Source organism: Exiguobacterium sp. RM11, assembly GCF_059821525.1.
Genome location: NZ_CM187558.1, coordinates 1,169,317 through 1,194,735, shown reverse-complemented (window position 1 = coordinate 1,194,735; position 25,419 = coordinate 1,169,317). Strand labels below are relative to the sequence as shown.

Genomic DNA, 25,419 nt, shown 5'->3' with positions numbered 1-25,419 from the left:
AGGAGCGACCGTCGCCGGTCGCTCCTATTAAGATTCTGAATGTAATCGCGAGACACTTACGAGCCGATATAAAAAGACACCTGCTGGAATCATCGTCATGAGTGCTGTCGATATGACGCCCCCCCACGCAAGCAAAGCATCTAGTGACCATTCACCAGAGGTCAATTGATCCATCACGCTCAACTGTTCTACTGATAGAACAATCATCAGCGCTGGCCATACACTTGCCGCTAGAATGCTTAGCATGGCGAAACGGGCCCTCGTATAACGTTTCACTAAAAGAACAAGGTTTAACAAGATAAACAACAACCCTACGAGTAGAAACATGCCGACTTCAGTAATGTTAATATATGCACTCATCCGTCGTTCACCTCACTCAATATGATAGGAATATTGTATATTTACCCGAGTTGACGAAGGAATATGCGCTCATATAACGGACGAATCATGACCAAGAAGACGACATTCGAAATACCGTGGGCCAGATCAAATGGAAAACTGAGTAACAACAACTTCACGACATCCGTACCGACCACTTCAATGAACGCCAAGTTTGTCGTCCACCCATATAAAAAACCTGATAGTAAACCAAAAAGTAAGAAAAGGGTTTTCGACCTCAGTAGGATCGGACGAAATAGATGGACGAGCACAACGACAAGAAGCCACCCTAAAAATTGAAAAAATACAAACGGACCAATCCCAAGCAATAGTCCTGACAAAATCGGGACAAAGAGTGTGAGGATGGCGGCTCCATTCAAACTGACCAGTAAGGCCGTCAACATGATTATGGCCGTCGTCGGTTGAACATTCGGTATCGTCATGAAGAGCCAGCGTCCAATGACCGCAAGTGCTAATAATTGAACGAGTGGTTGAATCGGGATTCTAGATTTTTCGAATCGGTACAACACGACGATTGCGATCAGGATGGCGAAGACGTATGTGACCATAAGGTGCTCCGATCTTGAAAAAGGTTCCGATCGCCTTGAAAGACGACTTGACCGCTCGCTAGATAAATCACATCCGTCGCAATCTGTATGAGGCCCATGTCATGTGTTGCACAGATGACGCGGGCCGACTTTGCTTTTTGTTGAAGCGCATCAAAGAACGCGTCCCGCTCTCCCCTCGTCAAATCCACGGTCGGTTCATCGAGTAAAAGGACACTCGACGGATTGTGTAGGACGGATTGAAGTTGGGCGACCCGTCGCTTCCCTTCTTGTGGGAACGGACCCACTTCTGGATTGGCAGGAAGATAGACTGCTCGTTCTCCCTTTTTCACTCGCCCCTGAAGTGGACGTCTACTTCTAGCTAATAGTTCGAGTAAAGTTGACTTCCCACTCCCGTTCGTCCCGACACAAACTGTGAGTCCAGGCTCAGTCATCTGAACTGTCACATGATCAATCGCATAGGTCGCTTGCAGAGGATGCCGATAAGATACGTCGGTCGCATCGATGGAAGGTTTCGTTTTCGATTCGTTGAACGTGAACGTTGTTTCTCCTGAAGGTTCTTTCGCTCGCTCGGTATAACCGATTTGTACCCCGATTCCAGAAATACGGCGGAGCAACATCTCTAAATGCTCTCTACGAAATTGATCGAGATGCCGAAATGGTTCAATCAGGACGATGGAGTCCGGTCGATTTAACAGAGCGTAGGCGACTCGAACAATCTGTTGTTCTCCACTCGAACATGCATCAAACCGCTTCGGATAAAGCGCGTCGATTTGTAATAGTGTAGCGAGTTCCGCCCCTCGAAAAGGATCGACACTCGAAAGTAAGTGCCCAACCTTTCCTGAGAACGATTGCGTCATCTCGATCACATACGGGCGGTAACGTTCGACGTATTGCTCGAACGAACCGTCAACGGTAGATAACCATTGCATCACGCATCCCTCCTTTCGTGAGATAAGGATAAATCAGCCAAAGTCCGACAAACAGATGAAGTGAGGAAAAACAAATGATTACGATGAGGACGATTTGCAACAAATCCTCTAAACGAAAGCGCCGTATCGGGTCAACCGCAAACTTCGGCTCAGTTTGCTGACTTTCAATCCCGATTTGCACACCCTCTCGCCAAGATGCCCTCGGATGACTCCTGACTGCCTGACGTACCGCATGCTCCATTGACGGAATGAGTGCCCATGCGCCGTATAAGAGTGAAGACGACCGTGGCCATTTCGATAAAAGCGGGAGCAATCGTTCGAGACGAATGATGCGTGCAATCCATAACATCCCGAGTAAAAAGGCAGCCAATTTCAAAAGCTGACGCCATATGTATGAATAAGAAATTTCCCAACCAATCAGGATGGGCATGACTGAAATCAACCCAAACGCAATCAGTATGGATAGCATTGACCAAGGGAAACGACGTTCAATGATAAGTAGCAAGAGGAGTCCGACCACAAAAAGAGTGACGTCTTCGACATTCATTAATATGTAAAGGTGACAGAAGAGATAGAAAAGGAGCGTGACAGGATGTCTCCGCTCCCAATCTGCCTCATTCGAAGAAAGCCACTGCATCTTCTTCGAACCGCCATTGAATGACATCCGTCGATTCCACTTCTTTGGCGCCCGCACCTTCATCCCCGGGTGCACCGTTGAAAGCAAATACCCATCCTGACGATTGTCCTTCAGATTTTTCTTCGATTCCTTCGATTGCCGTCACATAGGACATATCACCACTCCCTGTCACCTCAAGGTCGAGTCCTGTTGCTTTTAATGCATCGAGAACAGTCGCATCCTCTTCTAAGCAGACACTTTTCTCTTGATAGAGCGTTTCCTCAGTCGCTGCGTTATAGACCGAAATAGTCGGACTCACTCCGCACGATTCTTGCTGCGCCTCTTCCCCGCCACATCCGGCAAGTAGTGCGGTCGCTAGTAGAGCAATCGTTACATATGATTTCATTGGTCTGTCAAATCCTCTCGTTGGTGTATCGAATAATTGTAAAGAATCGCATAGCGTTCACCTGTACTACGACCCTCTTGCGTCAGTCCGACGAGCTGGATACTGTTAGCAAGGACGGGTTCACGTTGTAGCCAGAACTTAACGAGTTCATTGTCACGGTTGATCATGAGCATCGACTCATTCTCGAACGTATACATATCATACAGCCCATCGTAAGAGAGTTGTAAGATTGGGGCGGCTATGACATCTGTATATTCTTCCCATGAAGGTTCCCTTAAAGTAGACAACATATGGTCAAATTCGACGAGTTTTTCAAAGAATGCCTGACCTGATTCTTTTCGTAATTCATCGACCTGTTCATAAGATAATTGTCCGTCTGCGTACGTCACGCGAATTTGTTGGAACGATTCGGCTCGTTCGACCATCAGCAAATATTCAATCGTTTGGACGTCCCCATCCCGATGAATTTGAAGCTTACCTCGGTCAAGTTTGATGGAGTCACTGTTGACTCGTTGCAAAATTTTCTCTGTCATCTCGTCGAAAGATTCATCCGTGACGGAGACGACGCCAATTTGTTGCGATTCCGCACGAAATCCAGATTGGTCAAACAAGGGTACGAATAATAAGACGATAAAAAAGAAAAATCCTAAAAGCGCTCCATACCATTTATAGCGGCTGTTCTGTTTCGGGAAGAATAAAAAAGACAATAAAAACCCGATTGGGATATGAAATCCACCGATCGGAAACGAAACAATGCCAAGCAGTGAATAAAATAAGAACTTCGGAAAGAAATTGGCTTCCGGTTCTTTCAATTGGTTTAAGCGAACACCTAACAGGACGCTGATCACTAAAAACGCGGCCCAAACATAGAGTTGAATGGTCACATCAATCCCCCACTGTATATTCTAGAAAGTCGGTCGCAACTAAACTCGATGGAAAATCCGAAACGACCTCTTGTTCAAATTCTTCCTCTCGTCCGACATAGCGAGCGGAAATATGTGTGACAATCAATTGGCCGACCGCAGACGCTTTCGCAAGTGTAGTCGCCTCACGCGTCGTCGAGTGACCATATTTTCGTGCGAGCGGTTGTTCACTTTCCATGAATGTCGCCTCATGAACGAGGAGGTCGGCTCCTTCTGCTAACAATCGCGCGTTCTCACACGGTGTTGTATCCCCAAGAATCGCAACGACTTTGCCCGGAGTCGGTTCAGTGACGTATTCTTTAGAATCGTACCATTTTCCTTCATATTCGAACCGTTCTTGTTCTTTGATTGTTTTATAGATGGGGCCACTTGGGATTCCAAGCTCTCTCACCCGATCTACGCGCAACGTTCCCTGTTTTTCCGGACCTGTGACACGAAACCCATAAGAAGGGAACCGATGCTCTAATTTTCGCACAGTGATCGTATGACCGTCTTGCTCAAATGTGTCTCCGTCCGTGAATTCAATGACGTTCAACTCATAACCGAGATGCGAACCTGTGACGCGAAGTGTCGCTTCGAGCCATTTCTTTAATCCTTTTGGACCATAAACCGTGAGAGGATCCATTCCGTCTAACGCAGAACGGGTCGATAAAAATCCAGGTAAGCCAAATACATGGTCACCATGCAAATGTGTCACCCATACCGCTGTCACTTTACGTGGTTTGACTTTCGTGTAGAGCATCTGATGTTGAGTCCCTTCTCCACAGTCGACCAACCAGGTGACTTTCGATAAAACGAGCGCAAGACCTGACACGTTACGCTGTTTTGATGGCATACCTGATCCAGTTCCTAAAAACTGTAACTTCATAAATAAATTAGTCCTTTCTTCAAGTCCGTTCCATGCTATACTTGTGGTAATCGCTGAAAAGGATGTGATTTGTGATGACCAAGGCAGAACAACCCGAATCCATTTACGAGACGATTCGAGACCGTGCGGCTTTGATAAATCGCTTGCACCAACAGGAACAAGGCACCTCTATCCGCATTCACGACATAGCGATCGAACTTCATTGCACAGACGAGTTGATTTTGGAGTCTCTGGAGTTCGCAGCATAACGAGTACGAACACATACGAAGAGCCGACGAATGGTCGGCTCTTTTTTTATTGCTTAGGTGATGCAACTTCTTCGACGATCGTGACGACATACTCGACGAGTTTATATAGCTCTTCAAGTGGCATCCGCTCGTTTGTCGTATGAATTTCTTCATAACCGACCGCTAAGTTGACTGTCGGAATCCCGCCACCGGCGATGACGTTCGCATCTGAACCGCCGCCTGAGTGCAAGATTCGTGTCGGACGTCCGATTGTCGCCGCCGCACGTTTTGCGACCTCGACAACTTCATCGCCTTCTTCAAACTTGAATCCCGGGTACATGATGTCGATGTCGACTTCAGCACGACCACCGAATGACTCCGCCACTTCGATATAGGCTTGCTTCATCGTTTCCGCCTGTTTCTCCATCTTCTCATGAATGAGCGAACGAGCCTCCGCGAGTACTTCGACATAGTCACAAACGATGTTTGTAGCACGTCCCCCTTCGAAGCGTCCGATGTTCGCCGTCGTTTCTTGATCGATTCGACCGAGCGGCATCTTCGCGATGGCTTTTGCTGCGATTTGAATCGCTGAAATCCCTTTTTCAGGAGCGACACCCGCATGAGCCGTCTTTCCATAAATCTTCGCGTTCACTTTTGCTTGTGTCGGTGCCGCGACAATGATGTCGCCGACTGGACCGTCCGAGTCAAGCGCAAAACCGAACTTCGCGTCGATTTTTGATAAATCCAAGACTTTCGCCCCGACGAGTCCTGATTCTTCTCCGACCGTAATCACGAATTGAATCTGACCGTGTGGAATCTGTTTTTCGTTCAACACGCGAACAAGCTCGATCATCGCCGTGAGACCTGTCTTATCATCCGCTCCGAGAATCGTTGTACCATCCGTGACGACATAACCATCTTTGATGCTCGTCTTGATTCCCTTACCAGGTGTCACCGTATCCATATGAGCTGTGAAGTAAATCGGATCAACATTCTCTTTCGTTGCAGGCAACGTGATGATTAAGTTGTTACCAGAATGTGCTGTCTTCGTTGATGCATCGTCTTCATACACATCACATCCAAGCTCTGTGAATACCGCTTTCAAGTGTTCACAAATGACAGCTTCTTCCTTCGTTTCTGAATCGATGCCGACCAATCCTAAAAATGTGTCGAGCACACGTGTCTCGTTTACCATAAACAACATCCCTCCATCCAAACATTTCTTGACCATTATAACAAACTCCCTTAGATTGCACGAATCTTTTCCATTCTGTACAATGATGGCAAACACGTACATGGAGGCAAGTTATGAAGAAAAAGCAAAAAAGACGACAACGCATCATTCAAATTGGCGTCATCGTCATCGTCTCAATCTTTTTGATCAGCACGTTTCTCTCGAGCATGACCATGTTCTTTTAAGAGCAAAATATAGCGTTCTTTCAAGATCAAGTAACTCTTCACATCCGATAAAATATTCAACAAGGATGAACGTACCTCAAATTCTTCACGTGTTGTGGGGAGAGGTACGTTTTTTCGATAATGTTCAATCATTTCTTCAAGTTCTTGAAGAAAGACGGAAGCGTCCGCCTGCTCGTTCACATGATCCCCGACGCGACGCAAAAATGTTGCAACAGGTTTTGCTTCATTGACGACCATGGTGATTTCTCTTGCGTTATCAGCGACCCGCTTCAAAATATCGTATTGTCGCTCCCGCATTCTGAAGTATAGATAGTCCATGTCTTCATTCCGCTTCCCGATGGAGTTACCCATACGTCGAAGGGCCAAATCTTTCCCTTCTTTCAAATAGTCCCGTGTTTTGATGAGCATCATCGAATGATTGTTATACACACCGGTCTCGACACATGCGGCTACATCGTAAAAAAGTACGGCAAGCGATCGATCGATACTATCTTTGATTCGCTCGATTTCACGGTCTAGCGTCGGCATATACATGTTGACGACGAGTCCGACCCCGACACCAATCGCGATGAGCAATAACTCGTTGATGAACAATTCAAGCGAGAACTGCGCCTCGGTATAAAGATGCGTCAAGATCACGACACTCGTAATGAGTCCATCTTGCAGTTTCAGTTGTTGTACGAGCGGAATGAAGATGACAAAATAAAGTGTGAGCGTCACCGGTGAATAACCGAGTAACGTAAACATCGCGGCGCCCATCCCGATGGCGAGAAGACTCGCCATGACGCGCTCATACGAGGCACGAATAGATTTCTTGCGTGTCTCTTGAATACTCAAAATGGCGATAATGGCAGCAAATACAAAATAATCAAGATGAATCGTCTCGGAAATGAGCATTGCGATACCCGCTGCGACCGCGGTTTTTAACGTCCGCGTTCCAATTTTCATACTGATTTCCCCCTTCTCCATCAAATTGTTGACTAAATCAACTCGTTTGGCAATTCAAAAGTTTGGAAGTGATCTGATTGAAACGAAAGAAAAAACGTACGATTTGGCCGATGATTGCGACACTCGCTCTCGCCATCGCCGCATTTTTATGGATACAGACCGGTCGTGAAGACACATATACTGTCGAAACCGTCACGAACGGGGACCGTGTCACACGGTCGTTCGAATCTCTTGCTGAGGCAAAACGCTATATGGCAGCGGGAAACAACCGCACCTTATTCTCTCCTTCTGGAGAAGTTCTCGACTTCACAGGCACCGGTGTGGTCGTGACTCCAAGCGATGCCATCACGAACCTTTACGAAGATCAATCGTTTAAAAAACGTCAGTCTTATGTCGCTGGTGGTACAAGACTTCAACTCCTTGAACGAGGAGAAGACCATTTGAAAGTACGCATATCAGGCGCAGACGTCTACGTAAAACCGGATCAGATGGCATTGTTCCCAGAAGCCGTCGTGGAAAGACGTGGTTACTACGAGATTCGAGATGGTGATGTGTATCATTCCGTTGAGGCGAATGCGAATCTCGCCGGCACGTTTCTTGTCGGACCGACAGAAAAACGCTCAAATGATCGTTTTTATACGGAACGTGTCCGAGACGTCTTCGACTCTCCCTATCAATTCGCTTCGATCCGATCATCGTCACCGTATTCCGCCAAAGCGTTCGATCAATATTTACAATCTATCGACTCTCCACTCGCTGGAGAGGGCGACGCCTTCAAACGTGCGGAAGAAACGTATGGCATCAATGCCTTATTCCTACTCGCTGTAGCCGGTCATGAGTCGAGGTTTGGGACGTCCGACATCGCACGGGAAAAGCGTAACTTGTTCGGATTTCGTGCAACAGATGACGACCCGAGCGGCAATGCCACAACCTTTGAGACGGTTGAAGCGAGCGTTGACGCGGCTGCCGAACTGTTCGCCACAAAATATGTAAAAGGTCCATACGCACGCGGAGATTACCCTGGTAACAAACAAGAAGGAATTAACATCTTCTACGCCTCAGACCCGTATTGGGGTGAGAAGGTCGCCGGTACGATGTATGCAATCGATCGCGAACTTGGCTTGGAACAATTGAAACAAATGAAATGAACAGTAGCCCGACTCAAATGAGTCGGGCTGATTGATGTATCATTGATTCATAGAGTATCCTTCACTTCTTTTTCGTAAAGCTCGATGAGTAGATTATTGTCGAGCACTTGCTCACTTGACTCTTCGTATCGTTCCGTGATGAGTGGGATCAGTCTTTCCCATACGACCCATTTCATATATTGATCTCGATCATAATTATGATTCAGCTCATATACACTCATTTCTTTTGCCTCGGCATACCGTCTTTGTGACTCGACTACCTCCGCATCAGGTCCTCGTTCAATCCAACCATCGACTTCTTCATCTGTTACGACGACCCCATACTCGTCTTTCGCATGAGTCAACCAAGCACGTTCAAAATCAGCTTGCTCTGTAGCGCGCGTTATGAGTTTGTTCACATCAATGCTTTCATCAAACAGTTTCATCTCCACATACATTCGTTCTGCCAACTTCCGTTCGAAATCGTTTTTGATTTGCGGGGCCACATTGCGTTGGAAATCAGTTAAAATACCTTTTAGTTCGCCCACAGTCATTTCAGGAACGGCCTTTGTTTCGACTTGAGAATTCGTCACCTTTTCAATCGGTTCGGGCAAATCATCATCTCTCATATTCGTAAAAACGAGCGCTATCACAACTAGAATACTGAAAATAGATATCCCCATCAGTCGCCTCATGGCTTAGCAGCTCCCTCCAATTGATTGACATCATCTTACGCACTTCAATCGTATCATATTCTATATACGCATCTTGTCGAAGAAATGATTCAACACCAAATGACATCTGATTGAAGGAATTTCAAATCAGAAGACGAATACATAGAATGAACGACCATTCATTTTCAAGGGGGAATCAATATGAAAACGATTTGGATTACCGGGGGATCGTCTGGTATGGGGAAAGCCATGGCATTAAAATTTAAGCAAGAAGGATGGAATGTCGCCATCAGTGGTCGAAACGAGGAACGACTACTAGAAGCGATGGACGAACTGAACGCTATTGAAGCAGGTCAAGCGATGAGTGTGCAGCATGATGTTCGTGATTATGAAGGATGCGCTCAAGCACTCGCTGACATCGTATCCGCTTACGGACCGGTTCACGCACTCGTCAACAACGCGGCAGGTAATTTCGTCTGTCCGACACTTGATTTGTCTCCGAACGGTTGGGCGAGCGTCATTGACATCGTCTTGAACGGCACATTCAACTGCACTCATGTTCTCGGGAAACATTGGGAAGCAGAAGAATTACGAGGCGGGTCAATCATTAACATGGTCGCCTCGTATGCATGGCAAGCAGGTCCTGGTGTCGCACCGAGTGCGGCAGCGAAAGCAGGCGTCCTCAATTTGACGAGAACGCTCGCAGTCGAATGGGGCTATCAGTTCGGGGCCCGTGTCAATGCGATCAGCCCAGGACCGATTGAACGGACAGGCGGCGCGGAAAAACTCGTGTCTCATGTGAAAGAAGTAGAGCGGATTCGCCGCAACGTCCCGCTCGGACGCTTTGGGACACCGGAAGAAATCGCCGACTTGGCCTTTTGGATGGCCTCTGACGAGATGCGTTATTTAAACGGGGATTGTATTTCTCTTGACGGCGGCCACTGGCTCAATAAACATCCATTTTAATCAAAAGGACGACCGAGACATGCATCCCGGTCGTCCTTTTAAACGTCTACTCCATCCCACTCTTCGTGAAATTGCACCAAAAAGCGCTCCATGAACACATGACGTGACATCGCCAATTGTTTCGCTTTTACGGTGTGCATCCTAGACGCCAGTTTCAACAATTTATCTTGAAAATGTTGAATGGCACTCTGATCTGACAAATCGAGCGGTGTTCCGCGAGAACCAGCGTATTGGAACGTTCGCGCAATCCCAATGGCTCCGATGGCATCAAGACGATCGGCGTCCTGCAAAATTTCACTTTCGCGAGTCGTTGGTTGCCTTCCTTTTGAGAAAGACACTTCATCAATTAAAGTCAGCACCAAGTTTGCTTGCTCTTCAGTGATTTCTAGAGAAGTCAAATGTTGATTGATGAGTCCTTTCGGTCGACCGAACTTATGGTCTTCCACGTCATGTAAATATGCAGCAAGGATGAGCACTGTCTCGTCGACAGGCTCATCCTTCATCAAGCGCTCCACCAGTCGGACGACGCGCTCAATATGAGCGGTGTCATGCCCTGTATGGTCTTCTGCATGAATTTGTTCGACGAACGTTTTCGTCGCTTGTATCATATCCACGCTTAAATCTCGATCGTCGTGTTCGGTTCAATCAAAAGACCACGGCGATGTAACTGGTCGCAGAATGCTTGAGCGTCCTGCTTGATTGGCGGGAACGTATCAAAGTGGATTGGGACGACCCGTTTGGCTTGGAGCCACTGCGCCGCGTCTAATGCATCTGCAGGTCCCATCGTAAAATTGTCTCCGATTGGAAGGAAGGCGACATCGATTTCGAAACGTTCTCCGTACATTTTCATATCCGAGAACAGGCTCGTATCCCCAGCGTGATAGAGCGTCAGCTCATTCGTCTCAATGATGAATCCAGCTGGCATTCCCATATAGATCGGTGTGTCACCCATATCGAAACTCGAGCTATGAAAGGCTTGCGTCATCGTGACGCGTCCGAACGGGAAGGCGTGTCCGCCACCGATGTTCATTCCGTGTACAGAAAAACCTTTTTTCTCATAATAGGTCGCGAGCTCATGCGTCGCCACAATCGTCGCACCCGTCTCTTTCGCGATCAATTCGACATCTTCGATATGATCAAAGTGAGCATGGGTGAGCAACAAATAGTCTGGGCGTAGTGTAGAAGGGTCTACTTCCGTATGAGGGTTACTCGTCAAAAATGGATCAATCAACACGTTTACGCCATCGATCTCAAATCCTACTGTCGCGTGTCCATAATAAGTGATTTTCATGTGCATTCATCCTTCCTTCTTAAGTTCAGATTACAACACTTTTTCTAAGAAACGTTTCGCACGGTCTGTCTGCGGGTTCAACAACAAGTCGGCAGGTTTTCCTTCTTCCATCAAAATTCCTTCGTCAAGGAAGAGGACACGGTCTGCCACTTCACGAGCAAAGCCCATTTCGTGTGTGACGACAACCATCGTCATCCCTGTCTCAGCTAACCCTTTCATGACATCGAGTACTTCGTTGACCATCTCAGGGTCAAGTGCCGAAGTCGGCTCATCGAATAACATGACGTTTGGTTCCATCGCCAAAGCACGTGCGATCGCGACACGTTGTTTTTGTCCACCCGATAATTGGCTCGGGTAGGCGTCGATTTTCTCAGAGAGACCGACACGTTCGAGCAATTTTTTCGCACGTTCGAGTGCTTCAGTCTTACTAACTTTCAAGACGTTGACCGGTGCGTACGTCAAATTGTCCAATACGCTCATATGCGGGAAGAGGTTGAACTGTTGGAACACCATCCCGATATTTTGGCGAGCCTTCGCGACGTTCGCCCCTTTTTTCGTAAGTTCGAATCCATCCACACTGACCGTCCCGCTCGTCGGGATTTCTAGCATGTTCAAGCAACGCAGAAATGTCGATTTACCAGACCCAGACGGTCCGATGACGGCGACCACTTCACCACGCTCAATCGTCGTCGTGATTCCCTTCAATACTTCTAAGTCACCAAATTGTTTGTGTAGGTCTTTAACTTCGATCATCTTCCATCACTCTTTCTTAACCGTTTTTCTAGACGTTGTCCAAGATACGTCAAGATCATCACTATCGTAAAGTATATCACACCGGCGAATAGAAGCGGTTCGAAGTAGATCGCCTTCTGCCCACCGACAATCTGTGCGCGGCGCATGATGTCGAGTACGCCGACCGTCGAGACGAGGGCCGACTCTTTTGTCAACGTGATCATCTCGTTGACGAGGGCGGGCAAGATGTTCTTGAACGCCTGCGGCAAGATGATTGAACGTAATTGTTTGACGTATGGGACACCTAAGGCATCAGATGCTTCCCATTGGCCTTTATCGACCGCTTGAATACCAGCACGAATAATCTCTGAAATATACGCCCCTGAGTTTAATGAGAAGGCGATGACTGCCGATTGATACGGTGTCGTGATATAGCCAGTCAATTGCGGCAACCCGAAGTGAATGATGGCAAGTTGCAAGATGAGTGGCGTCCCACGGAATACAGCCGTGTATGCATGTCCAATAAAGTTGATGAGACGATTCGGTACGATTTTCAGTGTTGCAACGACAATACCAAGTGAGATCCCGATCAATGCCGAGACGATGACCACCTGGAACATGACTGGGATCCCCTCAAGTATGTAAGGGATCGAATCATAAATCCGGCTAAAATCCATTGTAAGTTCCTCCTAAAAAAAGGCTGACCGATTCATCTTCAGTCAGCCTCGTACGATTCATTATTCGGCTGGTGCAGCCTCTTCTTCAAACCATTTTTGTGCTAACTCTTCGATTTCTCCACTGTCGATCATCTTCTTCAACTCTTCGTTGAATTGATCGCGGAGTTCATCGTCTTTACGGAAGGCAGCAGCAGAGCCCGCTTCTTCTTCGTCCACGATTTCAAATGTTGTCAATTCGCTGTCTTGCTCGAGGTATTTCTTCGCGACCGTATCTTCGATGACCATTGCGTCAATACGTCCTGTCTTGATTTCCTGGATGATCTCAGGAATTTTGTTCAATGAGACGATTTCAGCGTCTGTGATTTGATCCTGTGCGATTCCTTCTTGAATCGAACCAAGCTGGACACCAATCTTTTTGCCTTTCAAATCTTCAAGTGATTGAAGCGAATCATCTTTTGATAAGATCAAGTTCACCGCTGTGAAATAGATATCCGAGAAATCAGCATTTTCTTTACGCTCTTCTGTCGGTGTCATACCAGCCATGACGAAGTCGACACGACCCGCGTTAAGGGCTCCGAGCAAGCTTCCGAAGTCCATATCTTCAATTTTCAATTCATATCCCATGTTTTCTGCCACTTTTTTGGCGATGTCGATATCAAATCCGACGATTTCGTCACCGTTCGCTGTGTCGACGAATTCATACGGGAAGTAATCGGCACTCGTACCCATGACGATGACTTTGTCATCCTCACCATCGGTCGATGTCGATCCTCCTTCGTTCACGTCTGCCCCACATGCGACTGAGAACGCGGCCAGTCCTGCTAAACATAATGCTAGAAAACCTTTTTTCATCTTCATCTCCCTTTCATAGTTGAATGATAATTATCAGAACTTTAACAAAATTATGACATATGTGTGAACGTAGCTCAATTGTTCTAGGACACATCAGTTGTCCGACTTGTGTCTTCAACCACTATATACACATAATTATTACTTGTAAAGTATATTCATGCATTTTATGCAAAAAAAGAAGGTCACATTCGCTCGAAAGCGAAATATGTGACCGTTCCATTGTCGCGAGACCCATATGGTTGGACTTGTTTGACGGATGACATTGGGATGGCACTATACACGTGCGGATAACGTTCCCCGTCCTCATCTAACTCATAATGTAACAGTTGGCCAAGACGATTGACGTAAAGGGAGACGAGCACGACCGCTTCTCCCGGATACGACGCTTTGACGACCTTTCCGATCTGTTGCGGTGTGCAACATTTAATCGTCCCTTCCGATTGAAGCGACGGTTCATTGATCTCACCGCGTGACAGGGCAATCATATACTCTGCCTCCGTCATAATTTTGATGACTGGTTCCATATACACTGCCCCTTTTCACAAAAGCGCAAAGGCATTGCCTTTGCGCCGATGCTTGATTATGCGAAGTAGATATCGAACAATGTTTGTAATTGGTCGACAAGTTCTTCAGCAGTTGACGACTCGATTTCACTACGCTCTACCATCGTCACGATGTTTCCATCCTCGAGGAGGGCAATCGATGGTGAAGACGGTGCATATCCTTCGAAATACTCACGTGCACGATCTGTTGCTTCACGGTCTTGACCTGCAAACACGGTCACGAAATGGTCAGGTTTGACGCCTTCCATCTTGTTTACGTAAGCCGCGGCCGGACGAGCAATCCCGCCTGCACAACCACAAACCGAGTTAACGAGTACAAGTGTCTTCCCTTCTTTTTTCAGTGCCCCGTCCACTTCTTCCGGTGTCGTGAGCTCTGTGTATCCTGCAGCACGCACTTCGTTACGCGCTTGTTCGACTACATCTTGAAAATATAATTGAAAATCCATGTTGTTTCCCCTTTCGACATTTCGTCTATACTCCCTTATTTTACGTCTTGTTCTACCTCAAGGACAAGTCTATCGCTCAATTCACGTTCTAAGAACGGATCTGCCTGTAACATTTGTTTAAAGGCGAGGTAACGAGCCTTCGTCTCATCACTCGCTACACGATTCGTCCAATAGGCACGAATCATGATGTTCTTTGGCGTATGCTCGAGGTCGATGAACTCAAGTAACTGAGCCTCATAGCCAACAAGTCCAAGAAGTTCTGCCCGAATCGAATCTGTCGCGAGCGAGGCGAACCGTTCTTTGATCAATCCGTGCTGGAGCATCACGTCTAGATTCGGAGCTTGAAGTTGACGATTTAACTCCTTCTGACAGCAAGGGACGCTCAAGATGACTTTCGCCCCCCAACGGACGGCACGGGCTAATGCCATGTCGGTCGCCACATCACATGCATGAAGCGTCACGACCATATCGACAGCTGTCTCCCCTTCATATTCATTGATGTCTCCAACTAAGAACTCAAGTCGCTCATATCCTAAGTCTTTCGCAATCGATGCACATTCTTCGATGACTTCTTTCTTCAAATCGAGACCCGTGATATGGACATCATACCCTTTCATCTCGTGTAAAAAGTGATAGAGCGCGAACGTCAAATACGACTTCCCTGAACCGAAATCCAAGATTCGGACGGTACGGTCTGTCGGCAAGTGTTTAAGCGAGTCCTCAATGAACTCAAGGAAGCGGTTGATTTGTTTAAACTTATCATACTTTTGACGCTTCACTTTCCCATCACTCGACTGAATGCCGAGTCGAATTAAGAATGGGACTGGTTCGTCAAGTGGTAGCACATATTGTTTTTCCCGATTGTGGCTCAACTGAATTTCTTTTTGAGCTGTCTGTCTCTCTTTAAAGGTCACTTTAAATTTTTTGGATAACTGAAATTGAAGGTCAGACTCTTTTAATTGAAACTGCCCCTGTCTGAACGTTTCAAGTAGGTCGAACAATTCTTCTACAGCCTCATCTGGTGGTAAGTTTTTATGGTTCATCACCCGTTCGTACTGATATTCAAATTGGATGTGGTATGCATTCCGAAGCATGACCGGTTTCAATTTGACCCGTCTGAGATCACTTGATTTTTGACGGGGTTGACTGATTGTCGCCGACACGAGATGATTTGATTGGATTACGTCTTCGAGACGTTCTTGTAACGCTTTATATTCCAATGGATTCAATCCTTTTTTAGAAATTTTGAAACATATCGTTTCACCTGTCCGTACATACTATTACACGAAGACGACGTTACGTCAAAGGAGGATACACATATGTTTAAAAAGATTTTATCATCAATCGGAATCGGTGCCGCAAAAGTCGACACACGCTTGAATGAAAGCCATTGCACACCAGGTGGTGAACTTAATGGAGTGGTCCATGTAGAGGGCGGTTCAGTCGAGCAATCGGTCGACAGCATCTATCTGTTCTTTAACACGCTGTATAAACATGAGGTCAACGATAAGTCGACATACTCGACGTTCACAATCGAAAAGATTTTATTGAATGAGGCTCCATTTATGATCGGGCCAGGAGAAGTGAAAGAGATCCCGTTCACGGTCAACGTTCCGTTCAATACCCCACTCTCTGTCAGTCAATCGAAATCATGGATTGAGACCGGGCTTGATATCGCCCAAGCCGTCGACCCAAAAGATGAAGATGCGATTACCGTACAACCGAACGCGGCACAACAAATCATTTTAGATGCGATGGACGAGCTCGGTTTCCGCCTAAAAAAGGCTGATACAGAGATGCTCCCGGCACGCCATCGTTCAGGTCGTCTTCCGATTGCACAAGAACTCGAATATTCAGCGAACGGCTCACGTTTTGGGCGTCAGTTAGATGAAGTCGAAGTCGTCATCTTACAAGAAGAGGATTCGATTGAATTACTCATACAAGTCGACCGCAGTGTCCACGATTTCGGTAGTCTTTTCGCTGATTTGACGGGAACGGACGAATCGACACATCGTGTCCGCTATGATGTCGCACGTTTGTCACCAGCTGAAGTTCGTCGCGACATCGAATCGATAATTGAACAATCGCTTTAAGGAACTCACCGACACGCCATTTCTATGAATGGCGTGTTTTTCTGAGGTATTGAATTTGATAATCCATTATTTTACAATCAACATATGGAATCAACCCTTTTATGGAGGTGACTACATCTTGTTTGCTTTAATAATGATTGGGAGTTTCGGTCTTGCAACGCTTGCCTTACCGATTCTAGAGACTAGTCTTTCTGATTCACTCGCTTTCTTCACGCTTGGTGGGTTCGAAGTGTTGATTGGTTTGATTGCCATGTGTCTCATGCGCAATCCGTCGTCAAACGCCTTATCCTTCATGAAGTTCATGCCCTATCTTGTACTATTGATTCATTTCCCTGCCTCACTCCTTTTGCTTTGGATTTCTTCGGTCAGACATGATGGGGTCTCTGCATTTTCATTAAACTATGTCTTCATATACTGGATGTTCCTGCTCCTGTTCGTCGTGATCAGCAGATTGACGTATCTTGCCTATCAACGACGATTTCAGAAGGCGCTTGATTAGAAAGGATGATTCAACGTTGGATTTACTTCAGTTACTCCAAGACCGAGCAATCCCGCTTACACTATTCGCGACGCTCGGCCTATTCAGTCTCGTGTTTGCATTTTCACTCTATAAATCCAAACAACGACTCTCCAAAGGACTCGTCACAATAGGCATGTCCTTGTCGTTCCTTCTCTTACTGATCTCAGCCGCAAGCTTCGTCTTCACGGTATTCCTTGGCTATAACTCATGAAAAATGGAGGCGCCCCACTGGGAGCGCCTCCATTTTTTTAATCAATATACGGTATATGTGTCCGGGTCGATCGACTCGAGCGATTGTTTGATTGCTTGCAAGAATTGCCCTGCGACGAGACCGTCGAGGACACGATGGTCGACCGACATACAAAGGTTGACCATATCGCGTGCCGCGAACATTCCGTTCATCCAGACCGGACGTTTCACGATTGATTCGACCGATAGGATTGCCGCTTGTGGGTAGTTCAAGATTGGTGCCGATTGGATTGAACCAAACGCCCCTGTGTTGTTGATCGTGAACGTCCCGCCCCGCATCTCTTCAGCTTTCAAGCGATTCTCACGCGCACGTGATGCCACGTCTTGAAGCGCCACAGCGAGTCCTTTGATATTCTTCTCATCCGCTTGGCGAATGACTGGTACATAGAGGGCATCGTTTGCTGCGACGGCCACAGAAAGGTGAATGTCTTGGTGAACTTTGATGTGATCGCCTGCCCACTCCGAGTTCATCATCGGATACTTCTTAAGCGCCTCGATGGCCGCTTTCATGAAGAATGGCATGAACGTCAATTTGACGCCTTCCCGCTTCATGAACTCATCTTTTAACTTCGCACGTGCCTCGACGAGGTTCGTCACATCGACTTCAATCATGAGCCATGCGTGAGGCGCTTCATGCTTCGAGCGAACCATATTGTTCGCAATCGCCTGACGCACACCAGCTGTCGGAATCGTTTCGTATCGACCTGTAGATGTCGAGGCAGCTGGTTGTGAAGGCTCGACGACAGGACGTGGTGCCTCAGTCGGAACATCCATTTTTGTTTGTACCATTGTCTCTTGGACAGGTGCTTGTGTCGCTTTCTCAGGAGTTGATGCAGGACGTCCTTCTGATAAGTAACGAAGAATGTCTTTCCGCGTGATCCGACCGCCTAGACCGCTTCCGCTCAATTCATTCAAATCGATGTTGTTCTCATTGGCGAGTCGGATGACGGCAGGAGAATATCGACCGTTTCCACTCTGTTTTTTCGGAGTAGTGGCGACCGCTTGCTTAGAGACGGGTTCTGCAGGTGTCGTTTCTGCAATCGGTTCGGTCTTCGTCTCAACTACAGCTTCCTCCGCCCTTTCAACTTCCATCGTCAATACCGGTGTCCCGACGCTGACAGTCTCCCCTTCTGGAATGAGAAATTCTTTGACGACTCCCGCACTAGTCGCCGGAATCTCGGCCGTCACTTTATCCGTCATGACTTCCGCGAGTGGTTCATACTCTTCCACACGATCGCCCGGTTTGACGAGATAGGTCGTGATCGTGCCTTCTGTCACACTCTCCCCAAGTTGGGGCATTGTAATCGTTTGTTCCATGGAGGCGCCTCCTTAAAACGCGGCGAGCTGACGCGCCCGCTCGGCAATTTTTTCTGGGGATACGATAAAGAATTTTTCCATCGGTGGTGCATATGGCATAGCCGGCACATCAGGACCCGCTAAGCGTTCAATCGGCGCATCGAGTTCAAAGAGCGCCTTCTCTGCGATAATCGCCGCTACTTCTCCGATGATGCTTCCTTCTTTGTTGTCCTCTGTCACGAGTAACACTTTACCGGTCTTCTTGACCGACTCGATGATTGCATCCTGGTCGAGCGGATAGACGGTACGAAGATCAAGAATATGCGTGCTGATTCCTTCCTCTTCGAGTGTTTTCGCAGCTTCTTGTGCCATATGGACACAAAGACCGTACGTGATGATTGTGATATCGTCACCTTCACGTTTGACAGCAGCCTTACCGATTTCAACCGTGTATTCATCCGTTGGCAAGTCCGCCTTCAAGAGACGATAAGCACGCTTATGTTCGAAGAAGAGGACAGGGTCGTTCGAACGGATTGCTGCTTTCAACAAGCCCTTCGCATCGACTGGGTCTGATGGAATGACGACTTTAAGACCTGGCGTCGAACTGAACATCGCCTCGACAGATTGCGAGTGATAGAGTGCCCCGTGAATGCCACCACCGAAAGGAGCGCGGATGACCATCGGACACGTCCAGTCGTTGTTTGAGCGGTATCGAATTTTTGCCGCTTCCGATACGATTTGGTTCACTGCTGGCATGATAAAGTCTGCGAATTGCATTTCTGCAATCGGACGCATGCCGTACATGGCAGCCCCGACTCCTACACCGGCAATCGCACTTTCAGCGAGCGGTGCGTCGATGACACGATCTTCTCCATACTTCTCAATCAAGCCTTGTGTGGCACGGAATACACCACCACGTACGCCGACGTCTTCCCCGACGACGAAGACGTTTTCGTCGCGCTCCATTTCCTCATGAATCGCTTCATTGATCGCTTCGATAAACGTTTTCATCATTTTTCCTCCTCATAGACGTAATCCAATGCAGATTCAGGTGATGCGTACGGTGCTTTGTCTGCATATGTCGTCGCTTCATTCACTTCAGCATCGATTTGTGCATCGATTTCGGCAAGTGTATCCGCCGTTGCGATTCCGTCGTTTACAAGTCGTTGACGGAACAATTGAATGCCATCCCGCTCTTTTAATCCAGCCAATTCTTCAGCTGAACGGTATGCCTTGTCATCATCATCTGATGAGTGTGGTACGAGACGTTCGACTTCTGCTTCGATGAGCGTCGGTCCTTCTCCGCGAAGTGCACGTTCGCGCGCTTCTTTCACGACCGCATATACAGCAATCGGGTCTGTCCCGTCGACTGTCACACCTGGCATGCCGTAACCTTTTGCACGGTCTGATACACGTTCGCATGCCAACTGTTTTGTAAGTGGTACCGAAATCGCATACTTGTTGTTCTCACAGAACAAGATGACCGGTAATTTATGGACGCCAGCAAAGTTTGCCCCTTCGTGGAAGTCACCTTGGTTCGAAGAGCCTTCTCCGAACGAGACGAACGTGACGAGTTCTTCTTTTTTCATCTTCGCCGCAAGTGCAATCCCGACCGCATGAGGGACTTGTGTCGTAACCGGAGATGAACCCGTCACGATGCGATGTTCTTTCGAGCCGAAGTGACCAGGCATCTGACGACCACCCGAGTTCGGATCTTCCGCTTTCGCAAATGCCGATAACATCAAATCTCTTGATGTTTGACCGAAGTGAAGAACAACCGCCACATCACGATAGTATGGCAAGACGTAGTCGATTCCTTTCTCGAGCGCGAACGCCGCACCGACCTGTGCAGCTTCTTGTCCTTGACATGAAACGACGAACGGAATTTTCCCAGCGCGGTTCAACTTCCACATCCGTTCATCAATCTTACGGGCGCGTACCATCGTTTCATACATCGCCAATAAATCTTGCTTGGTTAAACCAAGCTCTTCATATGAGTTTACAGTCATCTGTTCCATCCTTGTTCCTCCTTAGGCGTGAATCGGTAATCCATCGACGGCAAGTGCCGCTTCCTGGAAGGCTTCGCTCAATGCAGGGTGTGGGTGCACGAGTTGTCCCATCTCCCAAGCCGTCGCGTTCAAGACGAGCGCGAGTCCACCTTCTGTGATGAGTTCAGTCGCTTTCGGTCCGACGATATGAACACCGAGAAGGTCATCTGTTTCTTTGTCCGAAACGAGTTTGACGAATCCGTCTGCTTGTCCTTCAATTCGCGCTTTCCCGAGTCCGTTGAATCGATATGTCCCCGTCTTCACATCATGTCCGGCATCTTTTGCCGCCTCTTCCGTCAAGCCGACCGAAGCGACTTCAGGGACGCTGTATACACAACGTGGGATGAGCGCGTAATCAAGTGGTGTTGGTTCAAGTCCAAGAATCGTTTCGACCGCCTTCACGCCTTCTGCAGACGCGACGTGAGCGAGTTGTAATTTTCCGATACAATCCCCGATTGCGAAGATATGACGTTCTTTCGTCCGATACTGACTATCGACTTGAATGATCCCGTTCTCTACGACGATGGAAGTGTTTTGAAGTCCTAAGTCTTCCGTGTTGGCAACTCGGCCAACCGAAACGAGGACACAGTCTACTTGTAACATCTCTTCCCCGACAGCAAGCTCCACTGCATTTTCGTGAATCAATGTTCGTTCAGCGTCGACCGTCACGCTCTTCTTCACACGTACGCCACGTTTTTTCAGTAGACGTTCTACTTCGCGAGAGACCGCCTTATCCTCAAGTGGAAGTAATCGATCTCCTACTTCGATCAACGTCACGTTCACATCTAAATCGACGAGCATGGACGCCCATTCGACTCCGATGACACCACCACCGACAATCGCAATCGATTCAGGTAGTGTCTCAAAATTGAGGAGGTCGTCCGAGTTTAAGATACGTTCGTGATCGAACAGCAATCCAGGAAGTTCACGCGGAATCGAACCTGTTGCGATAATCAATTGGTTTGGCAAGATGAGTTCTGACTCACCGCTTTCATCTTCAACGGATACGGTCCCAGGTTGTGGCGAGAAGATACTTGGTCCAAGGATCGAGGCTTTTCCGTGAAACACTTCAATTTTTCCTTGTTTCATCAAGTGCTCGATTCCTTTTTCAAGACCAGCCACAAGATCGCGTTTATACGTTTGGGCTCGTTCCATATTGAACGTCACACTTCCCGTTTCTACGCCGTACGTTGCCCCCTGTTTCGCCGTTTGATAGACATGGGCAGCTTTTAGAAGAGCTTTCGTAGGGATGCAACCTCTATGTAAGCAGGTGCCGCCTAATTTTCTCGCCTCGACGATTGCGACAGATTTACCAGCCTGTGCAGCCTTGATCGCAGCCACATATCCTCCTGGTCCTCCACCAATGACGACAACATCAAATTCTCGTGCCATGTGTATCCCCCTCATATTCTCTTGCGGTCTCTTCCTTCTCGATGACGCGAAGTGCACCTTCTGCCAAGGCTTTCAATTCATCTTCACCTGGATAAACGTATACCGGCGCGAGGAATGCGACACGCTCTTTAATCTTGTCAGTCAGCCAGTCAGAATAAGCGATTCCACCTGTCAATAAGATGGCATCCACTCGACCACTGAGCGTCGCACCATGTTTTGAAATTTCTTGTGCGACACGATAAGCCATCGTCTCATAAAGGAGTCTCGCCTCATCATCTCCCGATTCCATCCGTTGCTCAATCTCAATCGCATCGAATGTACCGAGGTGTGCGAACAACCCACCTTGACCGACAATTTTCTTTTTCATTTCCGATTCTTTATACCTGGTACTATAACATAGTTCTACTACCTGTCCAACAGGAATTGAGCCTGCCCGTTCTGGAGCAAGTGGTCCATCACCGTCTAGTCCGTTGTTCACATCGATGACGCGGCCATGCTGATGCGCACCGACCGTAATCCCTCCGCCCAAGTGAGCGACAATCAAATTCAGCTCATTGTAATCGCTTCCATTTTCAGTCGCAAAGCGTTTGGCGACGGCTTTTTGATTCAGGGCATGAAAAATACTACGGCGATCGATGTCGGCCATCCCGGTCTTTCTTGCCAACTCATGCATCTCATCGACAACGACAGGGTCAACGATGAAACTTGGGATTCCTTCAATCTCTCCTATTTTGGATGCAATCAATCCACCGAGGTTAGACGCATGCATTCCGAATCTTCCGCTCGTCAAGTCCTCTCGCATCAAATCATTGACGGTATACGTTCCTGATGTCATCGGTGCAAGCAAACCACCACGACCGACAATCGCGGTCAAATCATTGACCGCGATGCCAGTCTCTTCTAACAAGGCACGCACTTCTTGCTCACGATGAGGTAACTGCTCAGGAAGGCTGAGACCGGTCACGTCAATCTCATGGCGGACCGTACGTGTCATCACTTCTTCCTTCCCATCAAACAATCCAACTTTTGTCGAGGTCGACCCTGGGTTGATCGCAAGAATTAGCCGTTTTGTCATCTTAGCGTCTCCCTAGAATACTTTTTTCAACTTTAAGGAACTGACTACGTGAACGTGCCATCATGTGAATCCGTTCTTCGGCCATCTTGTCAGCCGCCACGTGCGTCGGTACTCCATCACGCTCCGCGATTTCAAATACACGCATCATGTTGTCATAGATGAGTTCGACTTTCTTCATTGCCCGTTCACGGTTGTAACCTTCAAGTTCGTCCGCGACGTTGATGACACCTCCAGCGTTGATGACGAAGTCTGGCGCGTAGAGGATTCCGTTCTCGTCAAGCACATCCCCGTGACGATCTTCCGCCAATTGGTTGTTTGCGGCACCCGCAACGATTTGTGCTTTCAATTGTGGAATCGTTTTGTCGTTGATGACTGCACCGAGTGCACATGGAGCGAAGATGTCACACTCGACTGCATAAATCTCATCTGGTTTGACGACCGTCGCACCAAAGTCTGCTTCTGCACGTTTGAGCGCTTCTTCGTTGATGTCTGTCACAATCAAATGCGCGCCTTCTTCGTGGAGGTGACGACATAAGTTGTAGGCTACGTTACCGACACCTTGCACGGCAACCGTCTTCCCTGCGAGTGAGTCTGTTCCGAACTTCCATTTCGCAGCGGCTTTCATACCGCGGTAGACACCATACGCCGTTACTGGTGAAGGGTTACCACTTGAACCGAAAGCAGGGCTGACTCCTGTGACGTAATCCGTCTCCATATGGATGAAGTCCATGTCAGCAACCGTCGTATTCACATCTTCAGCAGTGATGTAACGTCCGCTGAGTGATTGTACGTAACGACCGAATGCGCGGAAGAGAGCTTCGGACTTGTCCTTCTTGGCATTTCCGATGATGACAGCCTTCCCGCCTCCAAGGTTGAGACCAGCCGCAGCATTTTTATAAGTCATTCCTTTTGCGAGACGCAACACGTCTGTGAGCGCTTCTTGCTCTGACTCATAATTCCACATGCGAAGTCCGCCAAGTGCTGGACCGAGCGTCGTATCGTGGATCGCAATGATTGCTTTTAGCCCAGAAGCTTGGTCTTGGCAAAATACGATTTGTTCGTAATCCTCAGATTGTAAGACATCAAAAATACGGAAGCGTGGTTCTGTGTTTGTTTCCATCATGATCAATTCCTCCTGTTAAGTACGATTAGTTTTTGGCATGTAACAAAGCGAATGCGAGGGAATAAAGTTTCGCCTCCGCTGTATCGGCACGACTCGTCAATACGACAGGGGCAGATGCGCCAACGACAATCGCCGCAACGCTCGCCTCTGCGAAATACATGATTGATTTATAAAGGACGTTGCCGACCTCTATGTACGGTACGACTAATAAATCTGCTTGCCCCGCCACTTCACTATTAATTCCTTTTTGTTTCGCTGCAACCATATCGACCGCGTTATCAAGGGCAAGCGGTCCATCTACGATACAGCCTTTGATTTGTCCCCGACGATTCATCTGACTGAGCAATGCGGCATCGAGCGTCGCGTTCATCTGAGGGTTGACAACCTCAACAGCCCCAATCGCTGCGACTTTTGGCGATTCGTAACCGATGTCATGCATCGCTTCTACCGCATTATGAATGATTTCGACCTTTTCTTCGAGCGTTGGCGCGATATGGATTGCAGCATCGGTCACACCAATCAATTTTTCCCGATTTGGAATTTGAAAGAGTGCGATATGACTGAGTGTACGGTTCGTCCGAAGACCGGCCTCTCGATTGAGGACGGCTTTCATGAATGTCGATGTCGACACCATCCCTTTCATGAGCACATCCGCCTCTTTGTTTTTCACGGCTAGTGCAGCACGTCTGGCAATCTCTACGTCACCTTTTGCATGTAAAATATCGACGTCTGACTCATCGATTCCATACTGTTCACATAACTTTCGGATTTCCCGGGCTTCACCAAATAAAATGAAACGTGACAATCCATGATCTGTGGCAAGTTTTACGGCTCGGATTACTTCTTCATCCGCTGCCCCCGCAATGGATACCGTACAACCCTCTAGTTGTTTTGCGTTCGTCAGCATCCGTTCAAAATTCATCATTGTCCCCCCTTGCTCTCTACAATATAACATAAGCAAGTTTGCTTCCTAAATTGTAAGCGCTTTATTATGCGGATGACCATGCAAATA

General features: G+C 47.7%; 31 protein-coding genes. 6 read left to right on the top strand and 25 right to left on the bottom strand.

The annotated features are described in order from the left end of the window. Window positions 1-27: 27 nt before the first annotated feature. From AC5LIL_RS06250 to rnz, 7 genes are read right to left on the bottom strand one after another with little or no spacing between them, the layout of a single operon-like run. A complete protein-coding gene (locus AC5LIL_RS06250) occupies window positions 28-360 on the bottom strand; it encodes a hypothetical protein (protein WP_214782466.1) in 333 nt (110 codons plus the stop codon). A 41-nt stretch (window positions 361-401) separates the two neighbouring features. After that, window positions 402-947 (bottom strand): hypothetical protein, encoded by a 546-nt coding sequence (locus AC5LIL_RS06245; RefSeq protein ID WP_214782464.1) that lies wholly within the window; start codon window positions 945-947, stop codon window positions 402-404. Beyond that, window positions 920-1,876: an ATP-binding cassette domain-containing protein gene (locus AC5LIL_RS06240; protein WP_499825223.1), complete on the bottom strand. Its 957-nt coding sequence runs from the start codon at window positions 1,874-1,876 to the stop codon at window positions 920-922. The genes AC5LIL_RS06245 and AC5LIL_RS06240 overlap by 28 nt, the downstream gene beginning before the upstream one ends. After that, entirely contained in the window at window positions 1,854-2,540 is a 687-nt protein-coding gene (locus AC5LIL_RS06235; RefSeq protein WP_499825222.1) for a hypothetical protein, read from the bottom strand. Before AC5LIL_RS06235 ends, AC5LIL_RS06240 begins: the two co-directional genes overlap by 23 nt. After that, complete coding sequence (locus AC5LIL_RS06230) at window positions 2,491-2,898, bottom strand: DUF4430 domain-containing protein (RefSeq protein ID WP_074033270.1); 408 nt, start codon at window positions 2,896-2,898, stop codon at window positions 2,491-2,493. The genes AC5LIL_RS06235 and AC5LIL_RS06230 overlap by 50 nt, the downstream gene beginning before the upstream one ends. After that, window positions 2,895-3,782 carry a hypothetical protein gene (locus tag AC5LIL_RS06225; RefSeq protein WP_499825221.1) on the bottom strand — a complete coding sequence of 296 codons (888 nt, stop codon included), beginning with the start codon at window positions 3,780-3,782 and terminating at the stop codon, window positions 2,895-2,897. Before AC5LIL_RS06225 ends, AC5LIL_RS06230 begins: the two co-directional genes overlap by 4 nt. A 1-nt stretch (window position 3,783) precedes the next feature. Then, window positions 3,784-4,689 carry a ribonuclease Z gene (gene rnz / locus AC5LIL_RS06220; RefSeq protein WP_499825220.1) on the bottom strand — a complete coding sequence of 302 codons (906 nt, stop codon included), beginning with the start codon at window positions 4,687-4,689 and terminating at the stop codon, window positions 3,784-3,786. A gap of 74 nt (window positions 4,690-4,763) precedes the next feature. On the opposite strand from rnz, the gene AC5LIL_RS06215 reads away from it, so the two are divergent. After that, entirely contained in the window at window positions 4,764-4,937 is a 174-nt protein-coding gene (locus tag AC5LIL_RS06215; protein WP_214748115.1) for a hypothetical protein, read from the top strand. A gap of 46 nt (window positions 4,938-4,983) precedes the next feature. Here AC5LIL_RS06215 and AC5LIL_RS06210 read toward each other — a convergent pair whose 3' ends face one another. Next, complete coding sequence (locus AC5LIL_RS06210) at window positions 4,984-6,111, bottom strand: M20/M25/M40 family metallo-hydrolase (protein WP_499825352.1); 1,128 nt, start codon at window positions 6,109-6,111, stop codon at window positions 4,984-4,986. A gap of 173 nt (window positions 6,112-6,284) precedes the next feature. Then, a complete protein-coding gene (locus AC5LIL_RS06205) occupies window positions 6,285-7,283 on the bottom strand; it encodes an aromatic acid exporter family protein (RefSeq protein WP_214782456.1) in 999 nt (332 codons plus the stop codon). 77 nt (window positions 7,284-7,360) lie between these two features. Here AC5LIL_RS06205 and AC5LIL_RS06200 point away from each other — a divergent pair, with 77 nt between their 5' ends. Beyond that, a complete protein-coding gene (locus tag AC5LIL_RS06200; protein WP_251125550.1) occupies window positions 7,361-8,431 on the top strand; it encodes an N-acetylglucosaminidase in 1,071 nt (356 codons plus the stop codon). 47 nt (window positions 8,432-8,478) lie between these two features. Here the strand turns inward: AC5LIL_RS06200 and AC5LIL_RS06195 are convergent, their stop codons facing one another. Then, on the bottom strand, window positions 8,479-9,093 hold the full coding sequence (locus AC5LIL_RS06195; RefSeq protein ID WP_214782454.1) for a hypothetical protein: 615 nt from the start codon (window positions 9,091-9,093) through the stop codon (window positions 8,479-8,481). A gap of 186 nt (window positions 9,094-9,279) precedes the next feature. On the opposite strand from AC5LIL_RS06195, the gene fadH reads away from it, so the two are divergent. Further along, window positions 9,280-10,050 (top strand): 2,4-dienoyl-CoA reductase, encoded by a 771-nt coding sequence (fadH, locus tag AC5LIL_RS06190; protein WP_224862750.1) that lies wholly within the window; start codon window positions 9,280-9,282, stop codon window positions 10,048-10,050. Window positions 10,051-10,088: 38 nt separating this feature from the next. Here fadH and AC5LIL_RS06185 read toward each other — a convergent pair whose 3' ends face one another. From AC5LIL_RS06185 to AC5LIL_RS06150, 8 genes are all read right to left on the bottom strand, one after another. Beyond that, a complete protein-coding gene (locus AC5LIL_RS06185) occupies window positions 10,089-10,658 on the bottom strand; it encodes an HD domain-containing protein (protein ID WP_251125590.1) in 570 nt (189 codons plus the stop codon). An 8-nt stretch (window positions 10,659-10,666) separates the two neighbouring features. Beyond that, on the bottom strand, window positions 10,667-11,341 hold the full coding sequence (locus tag AC5LIL_RS06180; protein WP_214748101.1) for a metal-dependent hydrolase: 675 nt from the start codon (window positions 11,339-11,341) through the stop codon (window positions 10,667-10,669). 30 nt (window positions 11,342-11,371) lie between these two features. Beyond that, on the bottom strand, window positions 11,372-12,094 hold the full coding sequence (locus AC5LIL_RS06175; RefSeq protein WP_214748098.1) for an amino acid ABC transporter ATP-binding protein: 723 nt from the start codon (window positions 12,092-12,094) through the stop codon (window positions 11,372-11,374). Then, complete coding sequence (locus AC5LIL_RS06170; RefSeq protein WP_012726548.1) at window positions 12,091-12,750, bottom strand: amino acid ABC transporter permease; 660 nt, start codon at window positions 12,748-12,750, stop codon at window positions 12,091-12,093. Before AC5LIL_RS06170 ends, AC5LIL_RS06175 begins: the two co-directional genes overlap by 4 nt. 60 nt (window positions 12,751-12,810) lie before the next feature. Then, the gene (locus AC5LIL_RS06165; RefSeq protein ID WP_012726549.1) at window positions 12,811-13,602 is read right to left on the bottom strand and encodes a transporter substrate-binding domain-containing protein; all 792 of its coding nucleotides are present in this window, start codon (window positions 13,600-13,602) and stop codon (window positions 12,811-12,813) included. A 182-nt stretch (window positions 13,603-13,784) separates the two neighbouring features. Then, the gene (locus AC5LIL_RS06160; RefSeq protein WP_074033280.1) at window positions 13,785-14,126 is read right to left on the bottom strand and encodes a DUF952 domain-containing protein; all 342 of its coding nucleotides are present in this window, start codon (window positions 14,124-14,126) and stop codon (window positions 13,785-13,787) included. A 56-nt stretch (window positions 14,127-14,182) separates the two neighbouring features. Further along, window positions 14,183-14,611 carry a BrxA/BrxB family bacilliredoxin gene (locus AC5LIL_RS06155; RefSeq protein ID WP_012726551.1) on the bottom strand — a complete coding sequence of 143 codons (429 nt, stop codon included), beginning with the start codon at window positions 14,609-14,611 and terminating at the stop codon, window positions 14,183-14,185. Window positions 14,612-14,646: 35 nt separating this feature from the next. Further along, window positions 14,647-15,831 carry a class I SAM-dependent methyltransferase gene (locus tag AC5LIL_RS06150; protein WP_499825219.1) on the bottom strand — a complete coding sequence of 395 codons (1,185 nt, stop codon included), beginning with the start codon at window positions 15,829-15,831 and terminating at the stop codon, window positions 14,647-14,649. A gap of 99 nt (window positions 15,832-15,930) precedes the next feature. Between AC5LIL_RS06150 and AC5LIL_RS06145 the strand changes: the two genes are divergently transcribed. The 3 genes from AC5LIL_RS06145 (at window position 15,931) to AC5LIL_RS06135 (ending at window position 17,435) form a co-directional block, all read left to right on the top strand. Further along, window positions 15,931-16,704, top strand: a complete 774-nt coding sequence (locus AC5LIL_RS06145) for a sporulation protein (RefSeq protein WP_499825218.1) — start codon at window positions 15,931-15,933, stop codon at window positions 16,702-16,704. A 118-nt stretch (window positions 16,705-16,822) separates the two neighbouring features. After that, on the top strand, window positions 16,823-17,203 hold the full coding sequence (locus AC5LIL_RS06140) for a hypothetical protein (protein ID WP_499825217.1): 381 nt from the start codon (window positions 16,823-16,825) through the stop codon (window positions 17,201-17,203). Window positions 17,204-17,219: 16 nt separating this feature from the next. Continuing rightward, window positions 17,220-17,435 (top strand): hypothetical protein, encoded by a 216-nt coding sequence (locus AC5LIL_RS06135; protein ID WP_214748082.1) that lies wholly within the window; start codon window positions 17,220-17,222, stop codon window positions 17,433-17,435. A 41-nt stretch (window positions 17,436-17,476) separates the two neighbouring features. Here the strand turns inward: AC5LIL_RS06135 and AC5LIL_RS06130 are convergent, their stop codons facing one another. Genes AC5LIL_RS06130 through yqiS form a run of 7 tightly spaced genes read right to left on the bottom strand, consistent with a single transcriptional unit; the run spans window position 17,477 to window position 25,329 of the window. After that, window positions 17,477-18,790: a dihydrolipoamide acetyltransferase family protein gene (locus AC5LIL_RS06130; RefSeq protein ID WP_499825216.1), complete on the bottom strand. Its 1,314-nt coding sequence runs from the start codon at window positions 18,788-18,790 to the stop codon at window positions 17,477-17,479. Between the two features lie 12 nt (window positions 18,791-18,802). After that, window positions 18,803-19,780: an alpha-ketoacid dehydrogenase subunit beta gene (locus AC5LIL_RS06125; RefSeq protein ID WP_214782433.1), complete on the bottom strand. Its 978-nt coding sequence runs from the start codon at window positions 19,778-19,780 to the stop codon at window positions 18,803-18,805. Further along, complete coding sequence (locus AC5LIL_RS06120) at window positions 19,780-20,787, bottom strand: thiamine pyrophosphate-dependent dehydrogenase E1 component subunit alpha (RefSeq protein WP_370148335.1); 1,008 nt, start codon at window positions 20,785-20,787, stop codon at window positions 19,780-19,782. Before AC5LIL_RS06120 ends, AC5LIL_RS06125 begins: the two co-directional genes overlap by 1 nt. Window positions 20,788-20,799: 12 nt before the next feature. Next, on the bottom strand, window positions 20,800-22,209 hold the full coding sequence (gene lpdA / locus AC5LIL_RS06115) for a dihydrolipoyl dehydrogenase (RefSeq protein ID WP_499825215.1): 1,410 nt from the start codon (window positions 22,207-22,209) through the stop codon (window positions 20,800-20,802). Beyond that, the gene (buk, locus tag AC5LIL_RS06110; protein ID WP_214782429.1) at window positions 22,193-23,284 is read right to left on the bottom strand and encodes a butyrate kinase; all 1,092 of its coding nucleotides are present in this window, start codon (window positions 23,282-23,284) and stop codon (window positions 22,193-22,195) included. The genes lpdA and buk overlap by 17 nt, the downstream gene beginning before the upstream one ends. A 1-nt stretch (window position 23,285) precedes the next feature. Next, on the bottom strand, window positions 23,286-24,407 hold the full coding sequence (locus AC5LIL_RS06105; RefSeq protein WP_499825214.1) for a Glu/Leu/Phe/Val family dehydrogenase: 1,122 nt from the start codon (window positions 24,405-24,407) through the stop codon (window positions 23,286-23,288). A gap of 25 nt (window positions 24,408-24,432) precedes the next feature. Next, window positions 24,433-25,329 (bottom strand): phosphate butyryltransferase, encoded by an 897-nt coding sequence (gene yqiS / locus AC5LIL_RS06100; RefSeq protein WP_214748064.1) that lies wholly within the window; start codon window positions 25,327-25,329, stop codon window positions 24,433-24,435. Window positions 25,330-25,419 lie beyond the last annotated feature (90 nt).

Excerpts from the sequence above, each read along its gene's own strand:
- buk (WP_214782429.1), bottom strand. The coding sequence starts at position 23,284 with ATGACAAAACGGCTAATTCTTGCGATCAACCCAGGGTCGACCTCGACA.
- AC5LIL_RS06125 (WP_214782433.1), bottom strand. The coding sequence starts at position 19,780 with ATGAAAACGTTTATCGAAGCGATCAATGAAGCGATTCATGAGGAAATG.
- rnz (WP_499825220.1), bottom strand. The coding sequence starts at position 4,689 with ATGAAGTTACAGTTTTTAGGAACTGGATCAGGTATGCCATCAAAACAG.
- AC5LIL_RS06170 (WP_012726548.1), bottom strand. The coding sequence starts at position 12,750 with ATGGATTTTAGCCGGATTTATGATTCGATCCCTTACATACTTGAGGGG.
- AC5LIL_RS06160 (WP_074033280.1), bottom strand. The coding sequence starts at position 14,126 with ATGGAACCAGTCATCAAAATTATGACGGAGGCAGAGTATATGATTGCC.
- AC5LIL_RS06105 (WP_499825214.1), bottom strand. The coding sequence starts at position 24,407 with ATGATGGAAACAAACACAGAACCACGCTTCCGTATTTTTGATGTCTTA.
- AC5LIL_RS06195 (WP_214782454.1), bottom strand. The coding sequence starts at position 9,093 with ATGGGGATATCTATTTTCAGTATTCTAGTTGTGATAGCGCTCGTTTTT.
- AC5LIL_RS06205 (WP_214782456.1), bottom strand. The coding sequence starts at position 7,283 with ATGAAAATTGGAACGCGGACGTTAAAAACCGCGGTCGCAGCGGGTATC.
- AC5LIL_RS06120 (WP_370148335.1), bottom strand. The coding sequence starts at position 20,787 with ATGGAACAGATGACTGTAAACTCATATGAAGAGCTTGGTTTAACCAAG.
- AC5LIL_RS06215 (WP_214748115.1), top strand. The coding sequence starts at position 4,764 with ATGACCAAGGCAGAACAACCCGAATCCATTTACGAGACGATTCGAGAC.
- AC5LIL_RS06155 (WP_012726551.1), bottom strand. The coding sequence starts at position 14,611 with ATGGATTTTCAATTATATTTTCAAGATGTAGTCGAACAAGCGCGTAAC.
- AC5LIL_RS06165 (WP_012726549.1), bottom strand. The coding sequence starts at position 13,602 with ATGAAAAAAGGTTTTCTAGCATTATGTTTAGCAGGACTGGCCGCGTTC.
- AC5LIL_RS06235 (WP_499825222.1), bottom strand. The coding sequence starts at position 2,540 with ATGTCATTCAATGGCGGTTCGAAGAAGATGCAGTGGCTTTCTTCGAAT.
- AC5LIL_RS06130 (WP_499825216.1), bottom strand. The coding sequence starts at position 18,790 with ATGGAACAAACGATTACAATGCCCCAACTTGGGGAGAGTGTGACAGAA.
- AC5LIL_RS06240 (WP_499825223.1), bottom strand. The coding sequence starts at position 1,876 with ATGCAATGGTTATCTACCGTTGACGGTTCGTTCGAGCAATACGTCGAA.
- AC5LIL_RS06180 (WP_214748101.1), bottom strand. The coding sequence starts at position 11,341 with ATGAAAATCACTTATTATGGACACGCGACAGTAGGATTTGAGATCGAT.
- AC5LIL_RS06245 (WP_214782464.1), bottom strand. The coding sequence starts at position 947 with ATGGTCACATACGTCTTCGCCATCCTGATCGCAATCGTCGTGTTGTAC.
- AC5LIL_RS06230 (WP_074033270.1), bottom strand. The coding sequence starts at position 2,898 with ATGAAATCATATGTAACGATTGCTCTACTAGCGACCGCACTACTTGCC.
- AC5LIL_RS06250 (WP_214782466.1), bottom strand. The coding sequence starts at position 360 with ATGAGTGCATATATTAACATTACTGAAGTCGGCATGTTTCTACTCGTA.
- lpdA (WP_499825215.1), bottom strand. The coding sequence starts at position 22,209 with ATGGCACGAGAATTTGATGTTGTCGTCATTGGTGGAGGACCAGGAGGA.
- AC5LIL_RS06175 (WP_214748098.1), bottom strand. The coding sequence starts at position 12,094 with ATGATCGAAGTTAAAGACCTACACAAACAATTTGGTGACTTAGAAGTA.
- AC5LIL_RS06185 (WP_251125590.1), bottom strand. The coding sequence starts at position 10,658 with ATGATACAAGCGACGAAAACGTTCGTCGAACAAATTCATGCAGAAGAC.
- AC5LIL_RS06145 (WP_499825218.1), top strand. The coding sequence starts at position 15,931 with ATGTTTAAAAAGATTTTATCATCAATCGGAATCGGTGCCGCAAAAGTC.
- AC5LIL_RS06210 (WP_499825352.1), bottom strand. The coding sequence starts at position 6,111 with ATGGTAAACGAGACACGTGTGCTCGACACATTTTTAGGATTGGTCGGC.
- yqiS (WP_214748064.1), bottom strand. The coding sequence starts at position 25,329 with ATGAATTTTGAACGGATGCTGACGAACGCAAAACAACTAGAGGGTTGT.